This is a genomic window from Halostella litorea, assembly GCF_004785955.1.
GTDB classification, from domain to species: domain Archaea; phylum Halobacteriota; class Halobacteria; order Halobacteriales; family Natronoarchaeaceae; genus Halostella; species Halostella litorea.
The window spans coordinates 616,308-640,401 of the sequence record NZ_ML214300.1 but is presented as its reverse complement, the minus strand read 5'-3'; the positions used below and the strand labels follow the sequence as shown (position 1 = coordinate 640,401).

At 69.8% G+C, this 24,094-nt stretch carries 22 protein-coding genes and 1 tRNA gene; 11 read left to right on the top strand and 12 right to left on the bottom strand.

The genetic code is table 11. The annotated features are described in order from the left end of the window. Nucleotides 1–36: 36 nt before the first annotated feature. Nucleotides 37–1,584, bottom strand: a complete 1,548-nt coding sequence (locus EYW40_RS03350; protein ID WP_135820199.1) for a TrkH family potassium uptake protein — start codon at nucleotides 1,582–1,584, stop codon at nucleotides 37–39. Between the two features lie 342 nt (nucleotides 1,585–1,926). Here EYW40_RS03350 and EYW40_RS03345 point away from each other — a divergent pair, with 342 nt between their 5' ends. After that, nucleotides 1,927–2,553 (top strand): hypothetical protein, encoded by a 627-nt coding sequence (locus EYW40_RS03345; protein WP_135820198.1) that lies wholly within the window; start codon nucleotides 1,927–1,929, stop codon nucleotides 2,551–2,553. A 473-nt stretch (nucleotides 2,554–3,026) separates the two neighbouring features. Here the strand turns inward: EYW40_RS03345 and EYW40_RS03340 are convergent. Beyond that, nucleotides 3,027–3,100, bottom strand: a tRNA-Tyr gene (locus EYW40_RS03340). A gap of 134 nt (nucleotides 3,101–3,234) precedes the next feature. Between EYW40_RS03340 and EYW40_RS03335 the strand changes: the two genes are divergently transcribed. The 4 genes from EYW40_RS03335 to EYW40_RS03320 all read left to right on the top strand — a co-directional run bounded on the left by EYW40_RS03335 (nucleotide 3,235) and on the right by EYW40_RS03320 (nucleotide 6,796). Beyond that, the gene (locus EYW40_RS03335) at nucleotides 3,235–3,756 is read left to right on the top strand and encodes a double zinc ribbon domain-containing protein (RefSeq protein WP_135820197.1); all 522 of its coding nucleotides are present in this window, start codon (nucleotides 3,235–3,237) and stop codon (nucleotides 3,754–3,756) included. Between the two features lie 217 nt (nucleotides 3,757–3,973). Continuing rightward, the gene (locus EYW40_RS03330) at nucleotides 3,974–4,153 is read left to right on the top strand and encodes a ribbon-helix-helix domain-containing protein (RefSeq protein ID WP_135820196.1); all 180 of its coding nucleotides are present in this window, start codon (nucleotides 3,974–3,976) and stop codon (nucleotides 4,151–4,153) included. 2 nt (nucleotides 4,154–4,155) lie between these two features. Beyond that, nucleotides 4,156–5,346, top strand: a complete 1,191-nt coding sequence (ftsZ, locus tag EYW40_RS03325) for a cell division protein FtsZ (protein ID WP_135820195.1) — start codon at nucleotides 4,156–4,158, stop codon at nucleotides 5,344–5,346. Between the two features lie 64 nt (nucleotides 5,347–5,410). Beyond that, complete coding sequence (locus EYW40_RS03320) at nucleotides 5,411–6,796, top strand: DUF7978 family protein (protein WP_135820194.1); 1,386 nt, start codon at nucleotides 5,411–5,413, stop codon at nucleotides 6,794–6,796. On the opposite strand, the gene ncsA is transcribed toward EYW40_RS03320, so the two are convergent. Then, entirely contained in the window at nucleotides 6,793–7,764 is a 972-nt protein-coding gene (gene ncsA, locus EYW40_RS03315; protein ID WP_135820193.1) for a tRNA 2-thiolation protein NcsA, read from the bottom strand. The two genes, EYW40_RS03320 and ncsA, sit on opposite strands and share 4 nt — an antisense overlap. Nucleotides 7,765–7,842: 78 nt before the next feature. Further along, nucleotides 7,843–8,553: an alpha/beta fold hydrolase gene (locus tag EYW40_RS03310; RefSeq protein WP_135820192.1), complete on the bottom strand. Its 711-nt coding sequence runs from the start codon at nucleotides 8,551–8,553 to the stop codon at nucleotides 7,843–7,845. A gap of 131 nt (nucleotides 8,554–8,684) precedes the next feature. Between EYW40_RS03310 and EYW40_RS03305 the strand changes: the two genes are divergently transcribed. After that, complete coding sequence (locus tag EYW40_RS03305; RefSeq protein WP_135820191.1) at nucleotides 8,685–9,338, top strand: DUF7095 family protein; 654 nt, start codon at nucleotides 8,685–8,687, stop codon at nucleotides 9,336–9,338. On the opposite strand, the gene EYW40_RS03300 is transcribed toward EYW40_RS03305, so the two are convergent. From EYW40_RS03300 to EYW40_RS03280, 5 genes are all read right to left on the bottom strand, one after another. Further along, a complete protein-coding gene (locus tag EYW40_RS03300) occupies nucleotides 9,335–10,408 on the bottom strand; it encodes a MinD/ParA family ATP-binding protein (protein WP_161973152.1) in 1,074 nt (357 codons plus the stop codon). The two genes, EYW40_RS03305 and EYW40_RS03300, sit on opposite strands and share 4 nt — an antisense overlap. A 135-nt stretch (nucleotides 10,409–10,543) precedes the next feature. Continuing rightward, complete coding sequence (locus EYW40_RS03295) at nucleotides 10,544–11,539, bottom strand: glycosyltransferase family 4 protein (protein WP_135820189.1); 996 nt, start codon at nucleotides 11,537–11,539, stop codon at nucleotides 10,544–10,546. Between the two features lie 103 nt (nucleotides 11,540–11,642). Then, nucleotides 11,643–12,395: a class I SAM-dependent methyltransferase gene (locus tag EYW40_RS03290; protein ID WP_375137146.1), complete on the bottom strand. Its 753-nt coding sequence runs from the start codon at nucleotides 12,393–12,395 to the stop codon at nucleotides 11,643–11,645. A gap of 116 nt (nucleotides 12,396–12,511) precedes the next feature. Further along, the gene (locus EYW40_RS03285) at nucleotides 12,512–13,342 is read right to left on the bottom strand and encodes a deoxyribonuclease IV (RefSeq protein WP_135820187.1); all 831 of its coding nucleotides are present in this window, start codon (nucleotides 13,340–13,342) and stop codon (nucleotides 12,512–12,514) included. A 73-nt stretch (nucleotides 13,343–13,415) separates the two neighbouring features. Further along, nucleotides 13,416–14,246: a lipoate--protein ligase family protein gene (locus EYW40_RS03280; RefSeq protein ID WP_135820186.1), complete on the bottom strand. Its 831-nt coding sequence runs from the start codon at nucleotides 14,244–14,246 to the stop codon at nucleotides 13,416–13,418. A 146-nt stretch (nucleotides 14,247–14,392) separates the two neighbouring features. Between EYW40_RS03280 and EYW40_RS03275 the strand changes: the two genes are divergently transcribed. Continuing rightward, a complete protein-coding gene (locus tag EYW40_RS03275; RefSeq protein ID WP_135820185.1) occupies nucleotides 14,393–15,307 on the top strand; it encodes a serine/threonine-protein kinase RIO2 in 915 nt (304 codons plus the stop codon). A gap of 95 nt (nucleotides 15,308–15,402) precedes the next feature. On the opposite strand, the gene EYW40_RS03270 is transcribed toward EYW40_RS03275, so the two are convergent. Further along, on the bottom strand, nucleotides 15,403–16,158 hold the full coding sequence (locus tag EYW40_RS03270; protein WP_135820184.1) for a potassium channel family protein: 756 nt from the start codon (nucleotides 16,156–16,158) through the stop codon (nucleotides 15,403–15,405). Nucleotides 16,159–16,555: 397 nt separating this feature from the next. On the opposite strand from EYW40_RS03270, the gene EYW40_RS03265 reads away from it, so the two are divergent. Then, on the top strand, nucleotides 16,556–17,692 hold the full coding sequence (locus EYW40_RS03265) for a multicopper oxidase domain-containing protein (protein WP_135820183.1): 1,137 nt from the start codon (nucleotides 16,556–16,558) through the stop codon (nucleotides 17,690–17,692). An 80-nt stretch (nucleotides 17,693–17,772) separates the two neighbouring features. Next, entirely contained in the window at nucleotides 17,773–18,030 is a 258-nt protein-coding gene (locus tag EYW40_RS03260; RefSeq protein ID WP_135820182.1) for a DUF5789 family protein, read from the top strand. Between the two features lie 4 nt (nucleotides 18,031–18,034). Here the strand turns inward: EYW40_RS03260 and EYW40_RS03255 are convergent, their stop codons facing one another. Next, nucleotides 18,035–19,981 carry a NosD domain-containing protein gene (locus EYW40_RS03255; RefSeq protein WP_135820181.1) on the bottom strand — a complete coding sequence of 649 codons (1,947 nt, stop codon included), beginning with the start codon at nucleotides 19,979–19,981 and terminating at the stop codon, nucleotides 18,035–18,037. A gap of 107 nt (nucleotides 19,982–20,088) precedes the next feature. Here EYW40_RS03255 and EYW40_RS03250 point away from each other — a divergent pair, with 107 nt between their 5' ends. Together EYW40_RS03250 and EYW40_RS03245 are read left to right on the top strand one after the other, a co-directional pair. After that, nucleotides 20,089–20,832, top strand: a complete 744-nt coding sequence (locus EYW40_RS03250) for an ABC transporter ATP-binding protein (protein ID WP_135820180.1) — start codon at nucleotides 20,089–20,091, stop codon at nucleotides 20,830–20,832. A gap of 2 nt (nucleotides 20,833–20,834) precedes the next feature. After that, nucleotides 20,835–21,662 (top strand): copper ABC transporter permease, encoded by an 828-nt coding sequence (locus tag EYW40_RS03245; RefSeq protein WP_135820179.1) that lies wholly within the window; start codon nucleotides 20,835–20,837, stop codon nucleotides 21,660–21,662. Nucleotides 21,663–21,756: 94 nt separating this feature from the next. Here the strand turns inward: EYW40_RS03245 and EYW40_RS03240 are convergent, their stop codons facing one another. Continuing rightward, a complete protein-coding gene (locus EYW40_RS03240; protein ID WP_135820178.1) occupies nucleotides 21,757–24,045 on the bottom strand; it encodes a nitric-oxide reductase large subunit in 2,289 nt (762 codons plus the stop codon). Nucleotides 24,046–24,094: the final 49 nt, after the last annotated feature.

The window sequence follows — 24,094 nt, the reverse complement described above, 5'->3', positions numbered from 1 at the left end:
GGGCCGTCCGACGGGGTTCGCGCGGTCATCTCGCCTTCAATCGAACCAGAACGTCGGCGTGAGGATGACCAGCACCGACAGTATCTCCAGCCGGCCGATCCACATCAGAAACACCATGTAGAGCTTCGCGGCGTCGGAAAAGGGCTGGAAGCTGTTCATCGGCCCGACGACGCCGAACCCCGGGCCGACGTTGCCAAGCGTGGCGATGGCGACGCTCATCGCCTCCAGCCCCGACATGGACAGGTCGGCCGTGCGCAGGCTGTCGAGGTACAGCAGTATTGTCGACAGCGCGAACAGCAGGATAAACAGTAACACGAACGCGAGCACGTCCCGGATAATTCCGTCGTCGATCACCTCGTCCCCCAGTCGGATCGGCCGGATTGCTTGGGGGTGAATCGACGTGAACAGCGACTGGTCGAGCGTCCGCTTGACGAGCACCCAGCGCACGATCTTGATCGATCCGGCCGCCGACCCCGCGGACCCGCCGAGGAAGAAGGTAAACAGCAGTATCGTCCGTACGGACGCGTCCCACGTGTTGAAGTCCATGCTCGCGTAGCCGGTCGTCGTCACCATGGCGATCACCTGAAACAGCCCCTGTCGGAGCGAATCCTCGACGTTGCCCGGGATGACGCCGACGTTCGCCGGGGTTTCGGCCAGGCCGACGCCGGCGTACAGCACCGCCGAGATGACGGCACCGAAGCCGACGACCGCAAGCAGGTACGAACGGAACTCCGCGTTGCGGAGCAACCGGCGCGGCTCCCCTCTGAGCACGTACCAGAACAGCGCGAAGTTCGTCCCCGCGACGAGCATGAACGGCATGATCGCCCACTGGACGGCCGGGGCGAACGCCTCGACGCTCCGGGCCTCCGGCGAGAACCCCCCGGTGGGCAACGTCGTCAGCGCGTGTGCGACGGCGTTGTAGAGCCCCATGTTCGGTGCGTACCCCGCGAGGTGAAGCCCGTAGTACACCATCGCGGCAAGCACCGTGAACCCGGCGTAGATGGCCCACAGCGCGCGAGCGGTTTCCTGGATCCGCGGGGTCAGCTTCTCCATCGAAAGGCCCGGTGCCTCCTGGTTTATCACCTGGGCGCCGCCGACCGACAGCTGCGGCAGGATGGCGACCATCAACACGAGGATCCCCATGCCGCCGAGCCACTGGGTGAGCTGTCGCCACAGCAACATCGCGTGACCGTGGCGCTCGGTCGATATCTCGCCGAGGACGGTCGCACCGGTCGTCGTGAACCCGCTCATGCTCTCGAACACGGCGTTGACCGGGTCCGCAACCGTCCCGGTCCCGGCCACGAGGTACGGGACCGTCCCCACGAGCGGGACGGCGAGCCACGCGAGACTCACCAACAGGAACGCCTCCCGGCTTCCCAGATCGCCGTCCCCGCGGACCCGTTCGAGGGCACTCCCGAGGCCGACCATGACGGCGCTCGCCGCGACGAACGGCAGCGGGTCCTCGCCGAGCGACAGCGCCAGAGCGAGCGGGACCAGCGGCGTCACGCCGATGTACTTGAGAACCGTTCCGACCAGCGCGACGCTAACACGGTAGTCGACGTGCGTACGGGACGTACGGACCATCGGGTACGTACCTCCGAACGGGGGAACCGCAAAGGTCGTTTCGGCATCGCTCATCAGTTCGGGTCCCCGTAGACTGGCCCTCGACCCCCGTCGGGGATGGACGAGTTCTTGAAACAGTCACCAGCGACGAAGCGCCGACCAAGGCCGGTGTCCGGTCCGAGGAAGGGGCGAAACGGGCAAAAGAGCGCGACCGGAAGCCGAGGGAGGACTGGGGCGGTAACTGATGACGGTTCTGGATACGTCGGCTAGCATCGATTAACGCTCCTGATACAGTGTGTACCGCTGAGTTAAGCAAGGAATATGAAAGATATTATAAGGTATGGGATTAATGAAACGATCATCATGGTTCGACGGCGACATTACCTCGGGCTTGTTGTGGCCGGGGTCACGAGTGGAATAGCCGGTTGTTCCGACGGGAATGGCAACGGCACTGAGGGAGAGACGAGCGAGTCCGGTGGAGACGATAGTACGTCGTCGGAAGATGGGGGCGAATCGAACACGTCGGGAGATGGAGACGGATCGAACACGGACGGTGATGACGACGATTCAAGTGGGGAGACGACCACCCAATCCCGTGATCTCGGTGATCCGGCAGGTTCTGTCGGCGAAGTCGGAGTGGCAGAGCTCAGTATCATCGGGTTGAATTCCCACGTCGGCTCACAGGGGGAGTCCGAGGGATACTGGGTCACGGACGTTACCGTCGAAAACACGGGAGATCAGGAGACAAAATTGATCAACTACAGATACGACTTGGTCCTGACCGGCGAGGACGGCGAGACGCTCTACGACGGGGGGGCGGCGATATATGGGGAAGGCCAAGCTGCCCCAGGCGAGAGCGCGACGGTCACGATTGCAGTGCCCACCGACGAAGATCAGGAGGTAGAATTCGGGGATGTCGCCAGCTACGAGGTGTCGCTCACTTGCACTTCGTTTATCGATAGTGCCTACTGCGAGGTGGGTAACTCCTAATCTGCACCTGTCAAGGTGAGCAGTCCAGAGTAGCTGGAACACCGAACCAAGCTCCATCCATGGAGAGTGCAACACCGCCAGCCGTCACCACTCCTGTCTGGTTCACCGCCATGCAGTGGTCCTCACGAACGCAACGCAGTCGGGATCGGTGAGTACGACAGGGACCCATCGCTCAAAGGCGAGGCCGGCAACCTCGGCGCTGAGCAGGACTACTGTCCCGACGAAATCGGACTCCTCTGTAACGAGAAACAGCGGCTCGACTTCGGCTCGGTTCGCGCGTCGGTGACTTCGACGGGACCGCCGCACTCGCAGTGGAGTATCAGGAACCACCTCCGTCTGCTACAGAAATCGTCCGACGGCGAAGCCCCGCGCCATGAGATAAGGTCAACTCGGGATTTCCGCCGTTGATTTCGGGGCGAAGTCGCAAGACGGCGTGCTGTTCGGACTCTGCTCGGAATCGGGTCGAGAGAAGGTCCGCCCTCCCCGATTTGAACGGGGGGCAAGTCGATCTACAGTCGACTGCTCTACCAGTCTGAGCTAAGGGCGGGCAGGCGATTACACGTAGTCCCCGAGTCGGACTTAAGGATTGTTATTCGGGGCGACGCCCTCGGCGACAGACACGCGTCGGACATCGCGGGAAGATTGAAATAGGTGGGGTTAGATCGCTGAAAGGAGCAGGCGATGAGCAAGATCACGTTCCGCGCCGACGACGAGCTCGTCGACGAACTCGACCGGTTCGACGCCTCGAAGAGCGAGGTGTTGCGCCGAGCGCTCCGCGAGTACCTCGAGGGCCGGGAGCCGTCGGCCGACGACGGGCCGTCACGGGGAAACGGCGGGAGCATCGACGACCTGGTCGCCGAGCGCGTCGACGCTATCGTCGAACGCCGGCTGCAGGAGCGGTCGAGCGGCGGGCAGGACATCAACGTAAACGTCACGCTGGAGGGGGACGCGAGGACCGCCGACGCGGACGCGACGCCGAGTAAGACGGCCGCGGCCGAGCCACGTGAGCCGTCCGACGGGAGTAATACGTGCGGTCAGTGCGGCGAATCGGTCGACGCCGACCACGTGTACTGCCCGAACTGCGGCGAGAAAGCGACCCACAGGGTGTTTTGCGACTGCGGCGACGAGCTCCGGACCGACTGGGCGTTCTGCCCGAGCTGCGGCCGTCGGACGCCGGCGGCGGACGTGCTCGACTCGTCGTAACCCGCTATCAGCGCCTGAGGCGGCCGTAAACGGCCGTGTCATACGACCGTCGGTACTTTTATTACATATGGTATGCTGTGTAGACCCGCGTAAGACGGTCGTCTTACACACCCGGCGCGTGTGGCCGAAACCCGGTTTCGTACCGGTGTTACGGCGTGTAAGACAGAATGCGTGTGAGGAGATCACACGCGCGTCTTACCCAGAGGGGAACCCAACCATGGAGCGTGTGACACTGCGAATCCCGAAACAGCAGATCGACGAGGTCGAACAGCTAGTCGAGACGGGTGAGTTTCCGAACCGGAGCGAGGCGATCCGGTCGGCCGTCCGCGAGATGATCAACGAACAGGGCGAAAAGACCCAGGACGGCTCGGGGAAGCGCACCTGGGCGAAGGTGTAACGATGCAGGACATCGTCCAGGACGCCCTCGAAAACGCCGAACAGGAGCAACGCGAGATGAGCGTCGACGCCGACGACGACGAGTTCGGCGACCCCCGTATCGTCATCGTCGGCGCCGGCGGCGCGGGCAACAACACGGTCAATCGCCTGTACAACATCGGCGTCGACGGGGCCGAAACCGTCGCCATCAACACCGACAAACAGCACCTGAAGATGATCGAGGCCGACACGAAGATCCTCGTGGGCAAGTCGCTCACGAACGGCCTCGGCGCGGGCGGCGACCCGTCGATGGGCGAGCGCGCCACCGAGATGGCCCAGGGGACCATCAAGGAAGTGCTCGGCGACGCCGACCTCGTGTTCGTCACAGCGGGCATGGGCGGCGGCACCGGCACCGGCGCAGCGCCCGTCGTCTCGAAGATCGCCAGCGAACAGGGTGCGATCGTCGTCGGCATGGTATCGACGCCGTTCAACGTCGAGCGCGCCCGCACGGTGAAAGCCGAGGAGGGCCTGGAGCGACTCCGCGAGGAGGCCGACTCGATCATCGTGCTCGACAACAACCGCCTGCTCGACTACGTTCCGAACCTCCCGATCGGCAAGGCGTTCTCGGTGATGGACCAGATCATCGCCGAGACCGTCAAGGGGATAAGCGAGACCATCACCCAGCCAAGCCTGATCAACCTGGACTACGCGGACATGACGACGATCATGAACCAGGGCGGCGTCGCGGTCATGCTCGTCGGCGAGACCCAGGACAAGAACAAGACCCGCGAGGTGGTCAACGACGCGATGAGCCACCCGCTTTTGGACGTGGACTACCGCGGCGCGAGCGGCGGGCTGGTCCACATCACCGGCGGCCCCGACCTCACGCTGAAGGAGGCCGAGGGCATCGCCGACAACATCACCGAGCGACTGGAGGCGAGCGCGAACGTCATCTGGGGCGCGCGCATCCAGGAGAACTACAAGGGGAAGGTCCGGGTGATGGCGATCATGACGGGCGTCCAGAGCGCCCAGGTGCTCGGCCCGACCACCCAGAAGCAGGCCAACAAGTCCCGGGAGAGCCTGGAGGGCGTCGACGAGACCGACTTCGACGCCAGTCAGAACGTCGGGGGTGACCACGTCCACGGCACCGGCGCACAGAGCGACGGCGGCCGGAACGAGGTCGACCGGAACAACGGGCTCGACGTCATCCGCTGACGTCGTCGCTTCCCACGGCCGGTCGTCGGAGTTTTTATCACGGCAGCTTCCCGTTATACATCGAATGAGTACGGCCGAGGCATCGCGGGACGGGGTGTGGGTTCGGAAGGCGTTCGACGCCGAGCGGTTTCCCGACCCGGTCGTCGTGTTTCGCATCCAGTCGCTCCGCAACGACCCGGTTACGGTGACCGTAAGCGATCCGGTCCCGACGGCCGTCCCGACGGACGCGGTCAAGTTCCACCCGGAGTTCGACGCCGACAACTGGCGGGCGACGGGCGACCGGACCGTCGAGTACGAGCGGCGGCTCGACGCCGGCGAGACCGTCACGACGCTGTACGCGGCGGCGGTCGACCCGGAGACGGCCCGCCGGCACCTCATGGGCGCGCCGACGGTCGCGTCGGTGACGCCCGACCCGGCCGGCGGAGACGCGGCGGAGGGGACGGCCGACGCCGCGGCCACCGACCCCGCGCCGGACGGCGACCGGGACGACGACGCCGAGCCGTCGCGCCGGGACGGAGCGAAACCGGAGCAGAGCAGCGGGTCGGCGGTCGCGAGCGGGGTCGACGGGAACGCCGCCCCGGACGACGGGACCGGCGGTCGCGGGGGTGGGACGGCCGCGAACGGCGGCCGTCGCGCCAGGGGCGACTCGGATTCCCGGAACCGCGGGGGCCGCACGGGCGGGTCGGACCGCCGCGGCGAGTCCCCGTGGTCCCGTCCGGTGGATGCGGCACAGCGGGCCGCCCGGCGGGCGACCCGTGGACGGTCCGGGGGCGGCGGGCGAGGCTGGGCGGCCCGGTACGGCACGCCCCAGTCGCTCCCGCTCGCCGGGGCCGCGGCGGGCGCGGTCGCGTTCCTGTTTGGTTTTCTCGGTACCTATCTGCTGGCGAGCGACCCGCTCGACGACGCGATGGCGTCGGGCGACCTCCTGTTCGTGCGGGACTCCACCGCACGGAGCGGGATCGAGTCCGCGTTCCTCGACGGGATCGGCGTCGACCCGCCCGGGACGACCCAGCTCGTCGCGTGGCTCTACCACGACCTCCACGGCGTCGCACCCGCCGGGACCTTCTCCGCGGAGGGCGGCGGGCAGTCGGCGTCCTACGACGTCGTGATGGAGTACGGTCCCGACGCCGTCCTCTACGTCCTCCCGCCGCTCGCGCTGGCCGTCGGCGGGTTCCTCGCCGCCCGCTACCTCGGTTACCGCGCGGAGAAGCGGGCGGTGAAGGCGGGGATGAGCGTCGGGCTGGGCTACGCGGCGCTGTCGGCGGCGAGCGCGGTCCTGCTCTCCTGGGAGGCGTCGGCCACGCGGGCCGGCTCGGAGCCGGTCACCTACGCGGTCGAGTTCGGGGCGGACCCGGTGGGCGCGGTGCTGGTCGCCGGCCTGCTCTACCCCGCCCTGTTCGGCGCGGTCGGGGGGTACGTCGCGGCCGCGACGGCCGGACGCCCGAGTTAGGCCAGCGCGTCCAGCAGCGAGCACTTCCGACAGCGGTCCCGCGTCGTCGTCGCGCCGCACTCCTCGCACTCGTTCGTGTCGCGCTCGCCGGCGTCGGCGTAGCGCTCGGACGCCATCGACGCCAGCTCCTCGTAGCCGGCCACGATGGAGTGGCGCGCGCCCGGGTGGTTCTCCTCCAGGCCGAGCAGCAGGTCGCCGATCTCGCCGCGGTAGGCCTCGCTGGCGTGGGGACACTCCGTGATGTGGGCGGGCAGGTCGGCGAGGTGGGCGTACAGCGCGACCTCCTTCTCGGGCACGTCCCGGAGCGGCTTGGCGCGGGGGACGAACTCGCTGCCTGCGTTGCGGGCGTCGGGGCCGTCGCCGAACGGGCCGAGGCTGGCGTCGTAGTGTTTCGCCATCTGGGCCACGTCGCCCTCCAGGAAGTTCATCAGCGCGGTCTGGGCCTCGTCGTCGAGGTTGTGGCCCGTCAGGAGCTTGTCCGCGTCGAACTCCGCGGCGTAGCGCGACAGCAGGTCGCGCCGGAACACGCCGCAGTAGGCACACGGGGCCATGTTCTCGGGGTCGTCCTCGACCACGTCGTCCATCCGGACGCCGAACTCCTCGGCGTAGGACACCATCTCGTGGCGCAGGTCGAGGTCGGCGACCAGTTCCTCGCAGGCGGCGACGCTCTCGTCGCGGTACCCCTCGATCCCCTCGTGGATCGTCAGCGCGACCATCTCGACGCGGGGGTCCTCGGCGAACGTCTCGTCGAGGATGTGCGTGAGTACCACGCTGTCTTTCCCGCCGGAGAGGCCGATCACCCACGTCTCGGGGTCCTCGGGCGTCGCCGACCGCGGCAGGAGGTTGTCCTCCCGGACCCGGCTCCGGACCCGGCGCTCGACAGACTCGGCGAAGTGGGCGTCACAGAGGTGCGACCCGGAGTAGGCCGCGTGCATCACCGCCTCGCGGTCGCACTTGTCGCAGTCCATTACCGGTCCCTTGCCGAGCGCCGCCCATCACGGTTTCGTCTCGGGAGGGGCCTCCGTATCCCCCGCCTTGGCCCGAGCTTACCGCTCCCGGACGGCCGCCGCGCCCTCCTCCAGCGCGGCGAGCAGCGTCGGCAGGTGGCGCTCCCGCGACGACGAGGAGAACAGCTCGTGGCCGCCGTCGTACAGCACGACCCGGTCCGCGGGGACGCGCTCCCCGATGGCCCGCGTGCTGACGACGCGGTCCCGCAGGCTGCAGAAGACGACGGCGTCGTCGTCGATCGGCGGCAGGTTCGCCTGCGCGTCCAGACACTCCCGGATCCACGTCGGCGCGGCGGCGTCGGCCCCGGTCTCCAGCTGGCGGTCCGTCGCCAGGTCGCCGAGGGCCTCGCGGTCGGCGGTCCCCGCGGGGAGCAGTTCGGCGCTCACCGGCAGCTTCGCCAGCAGGTCGTACAGCGGCTCCTCCGGTCCCTCCGGGAACCCCCAGAACGGGCTGAGGTAGACGCGCCGCGTCGCGCCGTCGAGGTGGGCGGCGATCAGCCCGCCCGTGCTGTGGGAGAGCAGGCGGTAGCCGTCCAGGTCGCGCACGAACTCCGCGACGGGTTCGACGTACTCGCTCCGGAAGTCGCGGATCGTCGTCGGGATGCGGAAGGCGTGGACGCGGTAGCCGGCGTCGACCAGTTCGTCGACCAGCCAGCGGACGTTCTCGTGGAACAGCTTGTTCCCCCAGCCGAGGACGAACACGAGGTCCTCGGCGCCGTCGGCGTCCCCGCCGAACGTGCGTCGCTCCATGGCGTCGTCTTCGACGGTAGCTTACAAAAACAGTCTGGTGGGTCCCATCGCCGCGGTCCCGAGCGGCGCGGAGACTCCACGGTGACACCAGCACGAAGGCGTTTTGCCGGTCGGGGCACTACCGGCGGGCAATGACCGGCCTGGACCGCGACGACGCGCTCGACCGCGTCGAGGCGATCGTCGACGCCGTCGAGACCGAGCCGATGCCCGTCCCCGTCCGCGAGGTGTGGGTGTACGGCGACGTGGCGCTCGGCCTCGACCCCGTCGAGCGGCTGGACGTGTACCTCACCAAGGACATCCTCATGGACGGCGACGCCGACCGCGAGGCGGAGTTCGTCGACTCCCACGGGATTCAGGGGGTCGGGAAGTCCGTCCGCGCCGAGTGGGCCGACGAACACCCCGACCTGCTGCGGGCGAACCCGAACGGCCACGCCGCGCCCGAGAAGTGCCTCGCCGCCCACCTGGTCGACGACGACGAGCCGATCCACCTGGAGGTGTGCAACGCGAGCTTCGAGGACAACGTCACCCAGCGGCTCCGCGGTGCCGTCGACCGCGGCGCGTACGAGGAGATACTGGACCCCCGCGGCGCGTGCCTGTGGGTCGACGGGACCCGGAGCGAGGACGCCATGGCGAAACTGCGGGCGAGCGAACTCCCCTTCCCGACGCTGTCGGAATCCCTCGAAATGCTCGGCCTCGACCCCGAGGAGGCCGAGACCGCCGCGGGCGAGATCCACGCCTGGCGCGCCGAGCAGGAGGGTGCGACGGTCCGGGGCGACGTGGTTTAGTCGAGCAGGCGGGTCAGGAGGCCCCGCCCCTCGCCGGGGCGGCCCTGCTCCGCCTCCCGGTCGGACCCCTGCTGGTCCCGCACGTTGTCCATCCGCTCTTTGAACGCCGCGGCGACCGCCTCCTCGTCGGTCGGCGTCGCACCCCCGTCTTCGCCGTCCTGCGCAGTGGCGACATCCGCTTGCTCGTCGGTCCCCGGCCCGGAGTCGGCGTTCGCCGGCCCGTCGTCCCCGGACTCGCGGGCGGCCCAGTCGAACCCGTCGTCGGACCGCCCCGCGTCCTCCGAGGCCGTCGGGTCGTCGTCCTCGGCCGCAGTCCCCTCCACGGGGCCGTCGGCAAGCGCCGCAGGGACGACGGGGTCGTCCGCGAGGTCGCCGTCGCCGAGCCGCCCGGCCAGCTCCCAGCAGGCGGCGGCCACCGGGCTGTCAGGGTCGTGGTCGATGACCGGCGCGCCAACCGCCGAACTGGCCACCGCGGCCTCGTCGTACGGCAGGGCGGCGACGACCGGCGCGTCGACCCGGGCCGCGACGGCGTCCACGTCCGGGGCGTCGTCCGCCGCGACCCGGTTCAGCACGACGCCCTCGACCGGCGTCCCGAGGTACTCGACGGCGTGCCGGCCGGTCGCGACGCCCGCCAGCGCGTCGTCGTCGGGCGTCGACACGAACAGCGCGCGGTCGGCGAGCGCCGCCCACAGCGCCGTCTCCAGGGTCTCGCCGGCGCCCACGTCGACCAGAACCTCGTCGTATCGCTCCCGCGCCGCGGCGACCAGGTCCGCCGCCGCGCCGAGGCGCGTCCCGTTCCCGTCGTCCGACCCGTCGCCGGGCACGGCGTCCAGGTTCCGCGAGACCCGGTACGTCGCGTCCAACAGCGACGCTCGTCCCCGCAACGCCGTCTCGACGGTCGGCCCGTCGGCCGTCACGCCGACCGCCCCGCCCAGTGACGGTCCGTCCCGGTCGCCGTCTATCACCGCGACCCGGTGCGTTCGCTCGGCCAGCGACGCGCCGAGCGCCGCCGTCGCCGTCGTCGTTCCGACGCCGTCGCTACCCCCGATGACCGCGTACACCCCCGTCATCGGCAACGAATCTCTCGCCGGACGATATAAATCACCGCGACGGTACGTTGACATTTGTCCGGCCGCGCGGAACGGGCGGCGGTCGCGTCCGGGCGGGTCAGCGGGCGAAATTCCCGTCCGCCGGCGGCCCGCCGGTCACGTCACGCGGCCGTACACGTCCTCGTACTTCTCGGCGATCTGCGCTATCTCGAACCGCTCGCTCTTCTCGGCGGCGTTCCCGCCGATCCGGTCGCGGAGGTCGGCGTCCCGGAGGCGGTCCAGCGGGTCGACGAAGTCGCGCTCGGCCTTGAGGCAGTGCGTGCCGTCCTCCAGCCACTCGAACGTGGGGATGTCCCGGACGACGGGCGGCTTGCCGCAGGCCATCGCCTCCAGCAGCGCCATCCCCTCGTTCTCGTTTTTCGTCGGGAAGAAGAAGGCGTCGCCGGCGGCGAACGCCCCCCGGATGTCCTCGACGTACCCCGTGAACGTGCAGTTCGCCGGCGCGCGCTCGACGGTCTTCGTCGTCTCGCGGCTCCGCAGCAGGCGGTCTATCGCGCCGCCGCCCGTCGGGTCGAGGTAGCCGAACCAGACGAACTCGACGTCGGGCATCGCCCGGGCCGTCTCGACGAACGCGGACAGCCCCTTGCGCTCGATGACGTGGCCGACCATGAACGCGACGAGGCCGTCGAGGTCGTACCGCTCGCGGTACTCCGCCCGCAGGTCCGCGAAGTCGGTCAGCCGGTCCGGGTCGAACCCGTTGCTGACGACGACCGTCGGGACGTCGACGTACTCCTCTATCACCGCGCGGTTGTGCTCGGAGGGACAGACGAGCAGGTCCGCCAGCGAGTACGCGTACTCCAGGTACGGCCGGAGCGGCTTCGCGAGCGCGTTCGAGAACGCGAAGCTCTCCTCGAAGTCCTCGGCGGTCTGGTGAGCGTGGACGACGACGGGCACGCCCCGCTTTCGGGCCTTCCGCGCGTAGTAGACGGACTTGGGCCCCATGTTGTTGAGGTGGAGCACGTCGGCCGACAGGTCCGGTTCGGTCGTGTACTCGATGCCGAGCCGGTCGAGTATCTGGCGCTGCTGGCGCACCGACTGGGCGTGCCCGCCGGTGATCTGCTCTTCCCACTCGAAGTAGTGGCTGACGCGCATCCCTTACCGACCCGTCCGACGCCGGGGGTTCAACGCTTCCGGTTCGGAGCGCGGCCGGCGGACCGTCCCCGCTGCAGGCGGACGGCGCGCCGCCTGCCGCCGTTTACACCCGCCCGACGGTGACGAAGAAGGGGACGACCTCGGTCCGGCGGTAGTCGCCGTCCCGCATCTGCTCGACCACGTCCCGGCCCATCGCGCGCCACTCGCTCCGGAGCGCGTCGAACGCCTCCGCCGAGAGGTCGCCGTCGAGCATCGTCGCGCGGTCGTCGGCCAGCCCCGCGCCGCTGGCCTTCCGTTTCGCGTCCGCCAGCGCCGGCTCGGAGTACGGCGGCGCGACGGTCCGCTCGTGGTCGTAGCGCCGCGTCTCGACGTCGGTCAGGCCGGCCTCGTCGAACGCCCGCCGGGTGCCGGTCCCGCCCAGCGACACGTCGGTCGGCACGCCGGCGAGGTAGGCGTCGCGCGCCCGGCCCTCCAGTCGGGCCTCCGCGTCGACCGTCGACTCGACGCTGACAGCGCCGTTGTCCGGCTCCACGGCGGCGACGCGGTCCCGGGAGACGCGCGCGAACTCCCGGACCGCCGCCGCGGGGTCGGGCAGGTTGATCAAAAGCGCCTGGCAGGTCACCAGGTCGAAGGAGTCGTCGGGGAAGGGGAGCCGCGTCGCGTCGCCCGCGACGACGGGGACGTGCTCGCCGGCGACGGCCAGCAGCCCCGGGTCGGCGTCGACGCCGACGACCTCGCCGGGGCACTCCTCGGCGAGGACGCGGCTCAGTTCCCCCGTGCCGCAGCCCACGTCGAGGACGCGGTCGGCGTCGGACAGCCCCAGCGGGGCCAGCGCCGCGCGGGAGTCGGCCCACATCCCGCGGCGGGTGTGTTCGAGGTACTCGGCGTCGAACTGTCGCACAACCGGGATTGCCCCCCGGCGAGTAAAAGCGAACTGGCTCGCGGCCGGCGGTGCCCCGCTACCTGCCGGCGTCAGTCCTCGCGGAGTTCGCGGACGCGGTCGACGTTCCAGGCGAAGCCCTTGCCGTCCTCGTTGGGCGTCTCCAGCACGAGCGGCACGTCCGCGAGGTCGGGGTGGTTGATGAACGCGCGCATCCCCTCCTCGCCGATCAGGCCTTCGCCGATGTGGGCGTGTTCGTCCTTGTTCGTGCCACAGTCGTGTTTGGAGTCGTTGAGGTGGACGCACTCCAGGTGCTCCAGCCCGACGACCTCGTCGAACTCCGCGACCGTCTCCTCGACGCCCTCGGCGGTCGAGAGGTCGTAGCCCGCGGCGAACGCGTGGGCGGTGTCGAGACAGACGTCCAGGTCCTGCTCGGAGCGGTCGAGCACTTCCGCGAGGTGCTCGAAGTCGCCGCCCAGTTTCGTGCCGCTCCCCGCGTCGCTCTCGACCAGCACCGTGACGCCGTCGGGCACGTCCAGTTCGTCCAGCGCGCTCGCGGCGTTGTCGAGGCCGCCGTCGACGCCCGCGCCGGTGTGGGCTCCGAGGTGGACGTTGACGTATTCGATGCCGAGTGTGTCGGCCGCGTCGACCTCCTTCTGCATCGAGTCGATCGACTTCTCCCGCAGGTCGTCCTTCGGCGTACAGAGGTTCACGAGGTACGAGGAGTGGATCACCCACGGCCCGTCGAGTTTCTCGGCCGTCCCCGCCCGGAACGCCTCGGCCTCGTCGTCGCCGATGTTGGGGTCCTGCCACACCTGTGGGGAGTGGGTGAATATCTGACCGCAGTTCCCGCCGACGTCGCGCTGTCGCTCGACGGCGTTGTCGACGCCGCCGGCGATCGACACGTGTGCTCCGACTCGCATGTGTACGGGGAGCGACCGGACCGGCAAAGGTACTTCGTTCCGCGCCGCCGGCGCGTCGCGGCCCGCCGCCCGCCTACGTCGGGTCCTCGCGGTGGCGGTTCCACGACTCGCTCTCGTACTTCCGCTCGGCGCGGAGCCGTGCGTCGTCGAGTTCCTGGTCGCTCCAGCCGCCGTCGCGGGCGTCGGCCCACTCGGCGAGGCACTCCTCCAGCGTCTCGACGGTCTCCTCCCGCGACACGTCGGCGTGGTCGGTGATGCTCGTCACACGGCCGGAGAACTCCTCGCGGCTGGCCTCGGGGTTCGAGAAGACGCTCAGGTGCCGGTCGACGTCGAGGTCGAACCGCAGCGACCCATGCTGGATCACGGCGTCCTTCCGGCGGTACTGGGCGTTGCCGCTGATCTTGCGCCCGCCACAGAGCAGGTCGTGGGCGGGGTGGACCGCCCGGAGGTAGCAGGCCGGCTCGTGGATCGCCGGCAGGTCGTCCTCGGCGAACTCCGCGTACACGCCCAGCCGGCGGAACGTCTCGACGATCGGCGTACAGAGCAGGTCGTAACACTCCATGAGGTCGCCCGGCAGTTCGTCGGCCGGCGCGACGATGGAGTAGGAGATGTCGGCCACCGTGTCGTGGTAGATCCCGCCGCCGCCGGTCTGCCGGCGGACCACGTCCACGCCGCTCCGGTCGCAGTACGCCCAGTCGACCGTGTCGGGGTCCTGCCGGTAGCCGAGCGAGAGACAGCTCGGGCCCCACTGGTACACCCTGACCGTTCGCGGCCCGCCCGACGAGGCGGTCGCCGCGGCGACCTCGTCCAGCGCCATGTTCATCGCGCCGGAGCGCCGTTCCTCGCGGACGAGCCGCCAGTCGTCGTCGGAAAGCGGGGACCCAAGCCCGGAATCGTCGGTCATGCACTCCGATACGGCGGGTCGCGGCAAATGCGTTGTGCAGCGGCGCGCGACCGCCGAACCCATATTTCATATAGCCGATAGTGGTTTACCCGTCCCCACAGCCCCGACGCACCGGGCTTAAACCCGCCCGCCCGCTACGGCTCCCTATGGTGCAGAACGTCGCCGAGATGCTCCCCGACCTCGAACCCGAGGACTTCTACCTGCTGTCGGGCGTCGAACAGGGGATGCGGTTCTCGGAGTGGGTGCGACGCGAGAAGCTCCCGGAGTTCTCGCGGCTGACACAGGAGGACGTCGACTACCGCCTCGACCGGTGTCTCGACCGCGACCTGATAGAGCGCAAGACGATCCAGTACGAGGGTTACCGGCTGAAGTTCGAGGGGTACGACGCGCTGGCGCTCCATGCCTTCGTCGAGCGCGATACGATCTCCGGATTCGGCTCCTCCCTGGGCGTCGGGAAGGAAAGCGACGTGTACGAGGTTCAGTCGTACAAGCCCCTCGCCCTGAAGTATCACCGCGAGGGCTTCACCAACTTCCGCGAGGTGATGAAGGAACGGGACTACACGTCCGACCGCGAACACGTCTCGTGGCTGTACACCGCGCGCAAGGCGGCCGAGCGCGAGTACGAGGCGCTCGAAGCCGTCTACCCCGACGTTTCCGTCCCCAGGCCGGTCGACCAGAACCGCCACGCTATCGTGATGGAGAAGATAGACGGGGTGGAGCTGTCCCGGACCAGGCTGGAGGACGAGCAGGTCCTCCCGGTGCTCGGGCTGATCCTCGACGAACTGGCGGAGGCGTACGACCAGGGGCGGGTCCACGCCGACATGAGCGAGTACAACGTCTTCGTCAACGAGCAGGGGATCACGATCTTCGACTGGCCCCAGTCGGTCCCGACCGACCACGAGAACGCCGAGGAGTTCCTCGAACGCGACGTCGACAACGTGGTCGGCTACTTCCGGCGCAAATACCCCCAGCTCGTGCCCGACGACGCCGACGTCCCGGGCATCGCCGCCGCTGTCGCCGACGGGGACGGGGACCGAGCGCGGTCGTTGCTCGGGCTGTAAATCATATCCCGATATATGAAACAGCTTGCTCGTCGTCGCGGTGCCCATGGACCTTGAGGACGAACGGCACGTCGTTCGCGGCGGCGTCAGCGGCGTCAGATGTCGGTCGACACCTGTTCGCCGCTGACGACCTCCGGGATGACGACTTCGTCCGCGCCCGCGCGCCGGGCGAGCGTCTCGTCGCGCTCGTCACCCGCGCGCACGACGAGGGTGACCGTCGGGGCGAGCTGGCTCGCGGCGATGGAGATCTGGATGTTCGCGTTGGAGTCGTCGATCGCGCCGACGACGGTGTCGGCCCGTTTGACGCCGGCGTCGACGAGCGTCTCGTCCCGCCGGGCGTCGCCGCTGACGGCGAGGACGCCGTCCTCTATCGCCCGCTCGTACTGTGCCTCCTGCCGTTCGACGACGACCACGTCGCGGTCCGCCTCGCGGAGCCGGCCGGCGACGGTCTTCCCGAACGTGCCGTACCCGCAGATCACGACGTGGTCCTCTAGCGCGTCGATGTTCCCTTCGAGTTGCATGTCCCTGAGTTCCTCCCGTATCCGCCCGCCGAACGCGGCGGACAACAGCGTCTCGCCGATCCACAGGCCGGCGACGACCAGCCCGGAGAGCACGACGATGGCGTAGGCCTTGACCGGTCGCGCCGGGCCGTCGTGCTCCCGGAAGTGAAGCTCGATGCTCGTCGGGTCGAGCAGCCAGAACAGCGCGTCGACGACACCGACGCCACCGAGGGCGCTAAAGCCCGCGACGCCGGCCACGACGACGGCCGCGAACGCGACGACGGGTCGCAGCGTTCGACGGAGCAGCGTCCGCCGTGCGAGCGCCTCGACGAGCCGACCGGGGCCGTTCATGCGTCGCGTCGGCGGCGGTTCGTCGCCGTCGCCCGCTCGGCCGCAGACCGGCTGCTGGCCGAGTAGCTGTTTATTCTCACTTTTTACGAATGCTCGATCACGAGATTGGCAGAAATAGTTAACGGACGCATGGATTTTACCGATTAACTATGTATTACTGAACTCGGTGTGACCGTTCGTCGGCCGCGGACGAACACGTACGGCGTAGGACTCACCCGGGCGTGGTACGTATCCGCAAACAGCGGGGCAGTCGTCCGGCCGTCGCTCTCTCCAGGGGCACCGAGGCGGCGCGGACCGTCCCGCACGTCCGCCCGTCGACGCGGCGGGAGGGCTATTCTCAGATCTCAGGAATCCGGATCGCCCTCTTTTATGCGGAGTTCTCACGTTCAGGTGTACAATGACGGACATCGGTGCCCCTGGAGACGGTATGTCACGGCGAGCATTCATCGCGGCGACCGGCGCGACGGGCGTCGGCGCGGTGGCCGGCTGTTCGGCCCCGACCAGCAACACGGGGTCGACCAGTACGACGGCCACCGCGGCGGCACAGGACCTGCCGACCACCTCCCCGCCGGAGATCGTCAACGTCGACGAGCAGGACAATCAGCTGACGCTGTCCTCGGTGCCCGCGGTCCACCAGGCTCACCCCATCGAGACGATGGGCGGCCCGGTCGAACTGCCGCAGGTGTGGGCGTGGCAGGCCGACGACCGCGACCCCAGCGTCCCCGGGCCGATCATCCGGACGACGGAGGGCGAGGACATGGAAGTGACCCTCGACAACACTGACGGCAACCACCCGCACACGGTCCACTTCCACGGCGTGCGCAAGACCTGGGAGAACGACGGCGTCCCGACGACCACGGGCATCACCGTGCCGCCGGGCGAGAAACACACCTACGAGATCCCGGCCAACACCCCCGGGACCCACGTGTACCACTGCCACTACCAGACCCACCGGCACATCGACATGGGGATGTACGGCATTTTCCGTGTCGACCCCGAGGGGTACGAACCGGCCGACCGGGAGTACTTCCTGACGGTCAAGGACTGGGACTCGCGGATCAACCGCCAGTTCGCCGGCGAGGACGTGAGCTACAGCCCCCGGGACCGCGACCCCGACGTGTTCACGATAAACGGGAAGGTCGCGCCGCGCACGCTCCACCCCGAGGACGGGTCGCCGCTCATCGTCTCCGAGGGTGACACCGTCCGGGTGCACATCGCCAACAACGGGTACATGTCCCACCCGATCCACATGCACAACCACCGGTTCCGGCGCGTGGCGAAGGACGGCGGGCAGGTCCCGGAGGCCGCACAGCACGAGATGGACATCACGAACATCGCGCCCGCGGAACGCCACACCCTCGAGTTCGAGGCCGACGCCGACCCCGGCATCTACCTCATGCACTGCCACAAGGTCAGCCACGCCATGAACGGCGACGTCTACCCCGGCGGGATGGTCGGCGGCATCGTCTACGAGTCGGCGATGGACTCCGACATCTTCGCGGACCTGATGGAGTACGCGGGCTACGAGGGCTGAGGGCGGCCTCTTTTTCGGTTCGCGACAGGTACGGTAGCCACCGGTACACGCCTAAGCCGCTGGGCGGCGTACCCGGCCATATGGCTCGGACCGTCAAGCTGAACGAGACCGACGCGCTCCTTTCGGACCTCGACTACCCCGTCTCGCGCGAAGCGGCCATCGACGAGTACGACGACGTGACGCTCAGCCTCGCCGACGGCGAGGCGAACATGAGCGAGGTGCTCGACGGCTCCAGCGCGGAGCGGTTCGACAGCGCGGACGAACTGGAGAGCGAACTGATGAACCTGCTGCCGCGCAACGCCGTGGGCGAACCGTACCAGTCCGAAGGGGAGGGATAGCCAGTCACTGCCGGAAGTCCCACGGGTCGTCGTCGGCGTGTTGCCCGACGCCGTCGTACGCCCCGACGACGCGGGCGACCGTGCCGGGGCGCGTCGGGTGGGCGCGCGGCCCGGCGTCGACCAGTCCCCCGCCGCGGATCCCCGGGACCACGTCCCGGAGCGCCCGGATGAACGAGACGGTCGGGGACCGGGCGAGCGTCGGCGTGCCGGGGGCGTCCGCGACGCGGCTGTCGACGGTGCCGGTCGGCCGGTAGGACCGGGAGAGCCGCCCGTCGCCGTCGGCGTCGACGCCCGGCGCGCCCGCCCAGTGGTTCCCGCGCCAGACGTGGAGCACGTTGAACGCGTCTATCTCGGCGGGGCGACCGTTCCCGACGACGTCGTTCCCGCTCACCCGGTTGGTCGGGAAAAACGACATCGCGCGGAACCCGCGCCGGTTGTACGCCACCACGTTGCGTTCGTATCGGGAGAACCCCCCGCGGACGGCGATCCCGTTGCGGTTGTGGACCAGCGTGTTTTCGGCGACGTAGTTGGCCTGCCCGGCGACGAGGACGCCGTTGCGGCTGTTCCGCAGGCGGTTCCCCCGGACCACCGTGCCGTACGACCGGTGTTCGACGTAGACGGCGTTCCAGGTGTCCTCGACCGTGGAGTTCGTCACCGTCGTCCGGACCCCGTAGAAGTCGAACACGCCGACCATCATCCCCTCCATCCGGGCGTTCGAGACGACGACGCCGTCGGACTCGTGGGCGTACACGCCGACCTTGCCGCCGCGGAACGTCGAGTCCCGGACGACCGCGCGGCCGCCGAGCGCGACGACGCCGATGAACCCGTCGTCCCACCGCTTCGTCCCGTACAGCGTGAGGTTCGACACGGTCACGTTCGGGCTGTTGCGGGCGATCACGCCGTTCGACGTGGTGTTGACCCGGACGTCTGCAACGAGCGACCCGCCCGCGGCGTCGAACACGACCGCGGCGTCGCCGTAGCCGTGGACCTTCCAGATATCGTAGTTCCAGGCGTCCTCGGCGACGGGCACGTCGACGTCGCGGTCGGCCCCGCTGCGGTTCCCGCCGACCCCGGCGAGCGCGAGGTCCGCCACGGCGGTCCGCGCCGCGCCGGCCGTGACGACGCTCCCGTTGCCGTCGCCAACGACGCGCGTCTCGTTTGCCCCCGCGCCGCGGATCGTGAGCGGCTTGTCGACCCGGAGGCCGTCGACGCGGTAGGTGCCGGCGGGCACGCGGACGGTGGTGTCGGGCGGTGCCCGCTCGACGGCGGCGGCGAGCGTCGGCGCGTCCCGGCCGACGACGACGGAGACGGGGCGGTCGAGCAGGTCGGCCGCCCGTGACGCGGTCGCGTTCGCGTCGGCCAGTCGCCCCGCGACGGTCCGCTCCCACTCCGCGGTCGTCCGGTCGAGGCGGCCGACCCCCGCCCGCTTCGCGCCCGCCCACCGCCGCACCTCGCCGCCGTGCCGGTCGGCGAAGGCGGCGGCGTCCCGCCGCTCCGAGAACGGCACGATGGCGGCGTCGCGGGTCGGGATCGACGCGTCGCTGCCGACGACGAAGTACGCCTCCCGGGCCGGTACCCACTTCGTCGGCGCGGCCTCCGGGGCACGGAGGTGCCCCTCGTCGGTCAGCGAGAGGTCGATCCCGGAGAAGTCGGAGACGTACGTCCGCATCGGCGGGCCGAACGCCGCCTTCCCCTGTGCCCGGAGCGACGCGACCAGCGACGTGACGCCGTGGTAGCCGACGACGTAGCGGTACTGCGAGTAGTACACCTCCGCCCGCGGGATCACGAGCGGGGTGGTCTCGGCCTCGCGGACGACGTGTTCCGGCAGCCCGGTCTGTTTGGTCTGCTCGAAGGGGACCGTCGCCGCCCCGCGGTCCGGCGCGACCCAGAACGGGACCGCGCCGAGCACGACGAGGGCGGCGACGGCCACGGCCAGGTGCCGCGAGTGCATCACCGTGGGCTACGGCTGCCGGCGATAAAGGCACACCGGCGACGCCGTGGCGGCGGCCGCGCCCGCGGCAGCACGCTTAGGTCGCCCGCGTCCGAAGCGACGGACGGATGACTGATCGGACAGCCGACCGTCGCCCGGAGGCCGACCCGGTCCTCGCGGTCGACGGCGTGTCCCTCTCGTTCGGCGAGGTGACGGTCTTCGAGGACGTCTCCGCCCGCTTTCCGCCCGGCACGGTGACGGCGCTCGTCGGCCCGAACGGCTCGGGGAAGACGTCGCTCGCCGAAGTCGTCGCCGGCCTGCGCCGCCCCGACGCGGGCGACGTCGCCCTGGCCGCGACGGGCGAGCGCCCGGTCGGCTTCCTCCCGCAGGCCCCGCGGTTCCGCCCCTCCCTCACCGTCGCGGAGACGCTCCGCTTCTACGCCGACCTCCTCGACGGCCCGACGGACGTCGAGGCCGCGATGGCGGGGGTCGGGCTGGCGGGCGCCGCCGACCGGCGGGTCGACGCGCTGTCGGGCGGGATGCGGCGGCTGCTCGGGCTCGCGACTGGCTTCCTCGGCGACCCTGCGCTCGCCGTGCTCGACGAGCCGACGAGCGGGCTCGACCCCCGGATGACCCGGCGGGTGTTCGAGGCCGCCGCGACGCGGGCCGAGGGCGGGACGGCCGTGCTCCTGACGACCCACGACCTGACCGCCGCGGCCGACGCCGACCGCGTGCTCGTCCTCGACCGGGGCGGGGTCGTCGCCCGCGGGAGCCCGGCGGAACTGGTCGAGCGGACCGGGACGGACTCGCTTGCCGCCGCCTTCTTCGAGGCGGTCGGGACGGAGGCGACGGTCCGGACGGGGGTGACCTGACCGTGGTCGACGCGGAGCGGTTCACCAAGGTCTTCGAGCGGGAACTCGCGACGCTGCGGCGGAGCCGGGCGGTCTGGCTGCTCGCCGCTGGCTTCCTCGCGGCGGTCGTCGGGCTCGGCGTCGCGAGTGCGCCGAACGGCTACGTGCCGCTCGCGCTGACGCTGCTGACGCCGGTCGAACTCCTCGTCCCGGTGCTGGCGGCCGCGGTCGGCTACCGCGCGGTGCTCGCGGACCGCGCCCGCGGGGAGACGGCCGTCCTCCGGACGTTCCCGTTGGGCTCCGGGACGTACGTCGCGGGCGTCTACTGCGGGCGGCTCGCGTGGACGCTGCTCGTCGTCGTCGGGTCGCTGCTCGTGGCGGGGCTGACGGTGTCGACGGCCGACCCGCCCGCCGACGTGCTGGCCCAGTACCGCGGGCTCGACTCGCCGGTGTACTACCTGCGCTTCGTCGTCCTGACCGCGGCCTTCGCCGCCGTCGTGCTCGCGCTGGTCGTCCTCCTGTCGGCGCTCGTCCGGACCGCCCGGCGCGGCCTCGTCGCCGCCCTCACGCTCGTCGTCGCGGTGTCGCTCGGCGCTGACCTGCTGGTCGTGGTCGGCCTCGGCCGGGGCGTCGTCGGCGGGGCGGCGTTGCCGTGGTATCTCGCGGTGAGCCCCGCGAGCGCGTACCGCGGGCTGGTGGTGACCTACGTCGTCGCGCCCGTCGCCGAGACGGTCTCCCGGCCCGCCGCGCCGCTGGTGAGCGCCGCCTCCCTCGCGCTCTGGGTCGTCCTGTCGCTCCTGGCGGCGGGGGTCGCGGCGTGGGGCGTTACGCCCTACGACCGCGGCGGGTGACGGCGGCGAAAAGAGGGTGGCCCGTCGCGTCTGCTCTCACCGTTCCCCGGTAGCGGTGCGGGTGATCGCCGGGAACCGGCGAGAGCACGCGGCCTCAGTCGTCGCTCTCGGCGAACACCCTGTCGGAGATCGGGGTGCGTTGCTTCTCGTCGTCGCCGACCGGCGTCCGCTGGTGGCGGAGCTTCACCGCCACGTCGTAGCCGAAGATGGCGGTGCCGAGGATGATCAGCGCGTCGCCCGGCATCCGGGCCCAGAACAGCAACTGGATGAGCGAACCGTCGTAGAACGCCAGGCTCCGCGCGGCGGCGTAGTTCCCGGCGAAGGCGGCTTCCAGCTGGAGGAAGCCGACCGGGAGCAGGGAGACGACGACCATCAGCGCGAGGCCGACGTTCCACGTCCAGAACGCCCACCAGAGCCGGCGGCTGCTCCAGGCCGCACTCCGGGTGGTGACCCGGAGGAGGTACGTCGCCATCCCGATGGCGAGGAAGCCGAACGCGCCGAACATCGCGGCGTGGGCGTGGGCGACGGTGAGGTAGGTGCCGTGCTCGTAGTAGTTGATGATCGGGAGGTTGATGAAGAAGCCGAGCACGCCTGCGCCGACGAAGTTCCACAGCCCGCTGGCGACGATGAACGCGAACGGGAGCGTGTAGGGGAACGACTCGCCCGCGCCCCGCATCGCGCGGTACTCGCCGAGCGCCTCGTAGAGGATGAACACCAGCGGGATCAGCTCCAGCGTCGAGAAGATGCTCCCGAGGGGGAGCCACACGTCGGGCTGGCCGATCCACCAGTAGTGGTGGGAGACGCCGATGACGCCGCTGCCCATCACGAGCATGGCCTCGAAGGCGACGGCCTTCTCCGCGGAGGACTTCTTCAGCAGGTTCATCGACACCAGCGTCAGGCCGACGATGGCGACGATGAAGAACTCGAAGGCCCCCTCGACCCACATGTGGACGACCCACCAGCGCCAGAACTCCGTGACGACGATGTTCGTGTCGGGGGTGTACAGCATGCCGGCGGTGAACAGCAGCGCGATGGAGCCGCCGGCGTAGAGGATCATGTGCGCGAGGCCGTAACGGGGCTCGCGGTCCAGCAGCGGCTTGAACCCGCGGGCGACCAGCGCCGCCCAGCCGACGAAGCCGGCGAGCAGGCCGAACTGCCAGAGCCGGCCGACTTCGAGGTACTCCAGCCCCTCGTTGCCGAGGATCCACCAGAGGTCGCCGTCGATGTAGCCGTTCGCGCCCAGCCAGATGCCGGCGAGGCCGCCGACCGAGACCACGACCAAGGCGGCGAGCAGGCCCTTCACGTACTTCGCCTGGTTTTTCGGCTCGTAGCCCGTCAGCAGCGCGGGGAGGAACAGGCCCGCCCCGAGCCACAGCGTGGCGATCCAGAGGATCCCCAGGTCGAGGTGCCAGGTCTTGGCCATGGCGAAGGGGATCAGGGAGAGGAAGTCGATCCCGAGCAGTTCGCCAAGCCCGAAGAAGGCGTCGCGCTCGATGTAGTAGTGAGCGAGTAGCCCGCCGAGCAACACCTGCCCGAGGAACAGCCCCGCCGCCACCAGCACGAACTTCGAGGCGGCGATCTGGCTGGGGAACACGTCGACGTCGTCCGGGCTCGGAACCTCGATCCCGTCGGTGTCCGGTTCGGGGAGGTCGACCGAGCGGTAGAGCCAGACGCCGATCCCCGCCCCCGCGACGAGCAGGACGACCGAGATGACGCTCCAGGTCATCGTCCCCGCGGTCGGTTCGTTGCCAGCGGCGGGCTGGTACGGCCACTCGTTGGTGTAGGAGTGGTCGCCGGCCGGCCGATCGGTGTGGGAGATCCACGCCGTCCACAGCGCGAAGTCGGCGAACTGGCGGGCGTCCTCCTCGGACTCGATCATCCCCGCCGGCACGCCGCGCTCGGCGTCGCCCTCGTGGTAGCGCTCGACGTACGTCTCGCGCACCTGCTCGTGGGCGTACGTCTCGGCGGCGGTGTACTCGCGCTCGGACCCGTCGCCGTCGAGGTCCTGCTCGACCCGCTCGTCGATCGCGGCCTGCCGCTCGGCCGAGAGGTCGTCGTACGCCGTCCCGTGGCGCTGCTCGGCGTAGTAGTCCCGCATGTGCTGGACTTTCAAGTCCAGCGTGTCGGCGGTGTAGTCCACGCCGTAGTACGCGCCGTTGCCGAGGATCGACCCGTGGTTCATCAGCCCGTACTGCTGGAACGCCTTCTTGCCCTCGCGAACGTTCTCGTCGGTGACGACCGTCTCGCCGTTCTCGTTTTCGACGGCGTCGGGTATCGGCGGGGCGGCCTGGTAGGAGAGCCACGCGCCGGCCCCCATGACGACCAGGTTCGCCACGAAGACGACGACGAGCACCTTCGCGATGGTCTGTCGCTGTACCTTCATACAGGCGGGGGTTCGCACCTCCCGGCCTTGTAGGGCCGGCGGCTTCCCA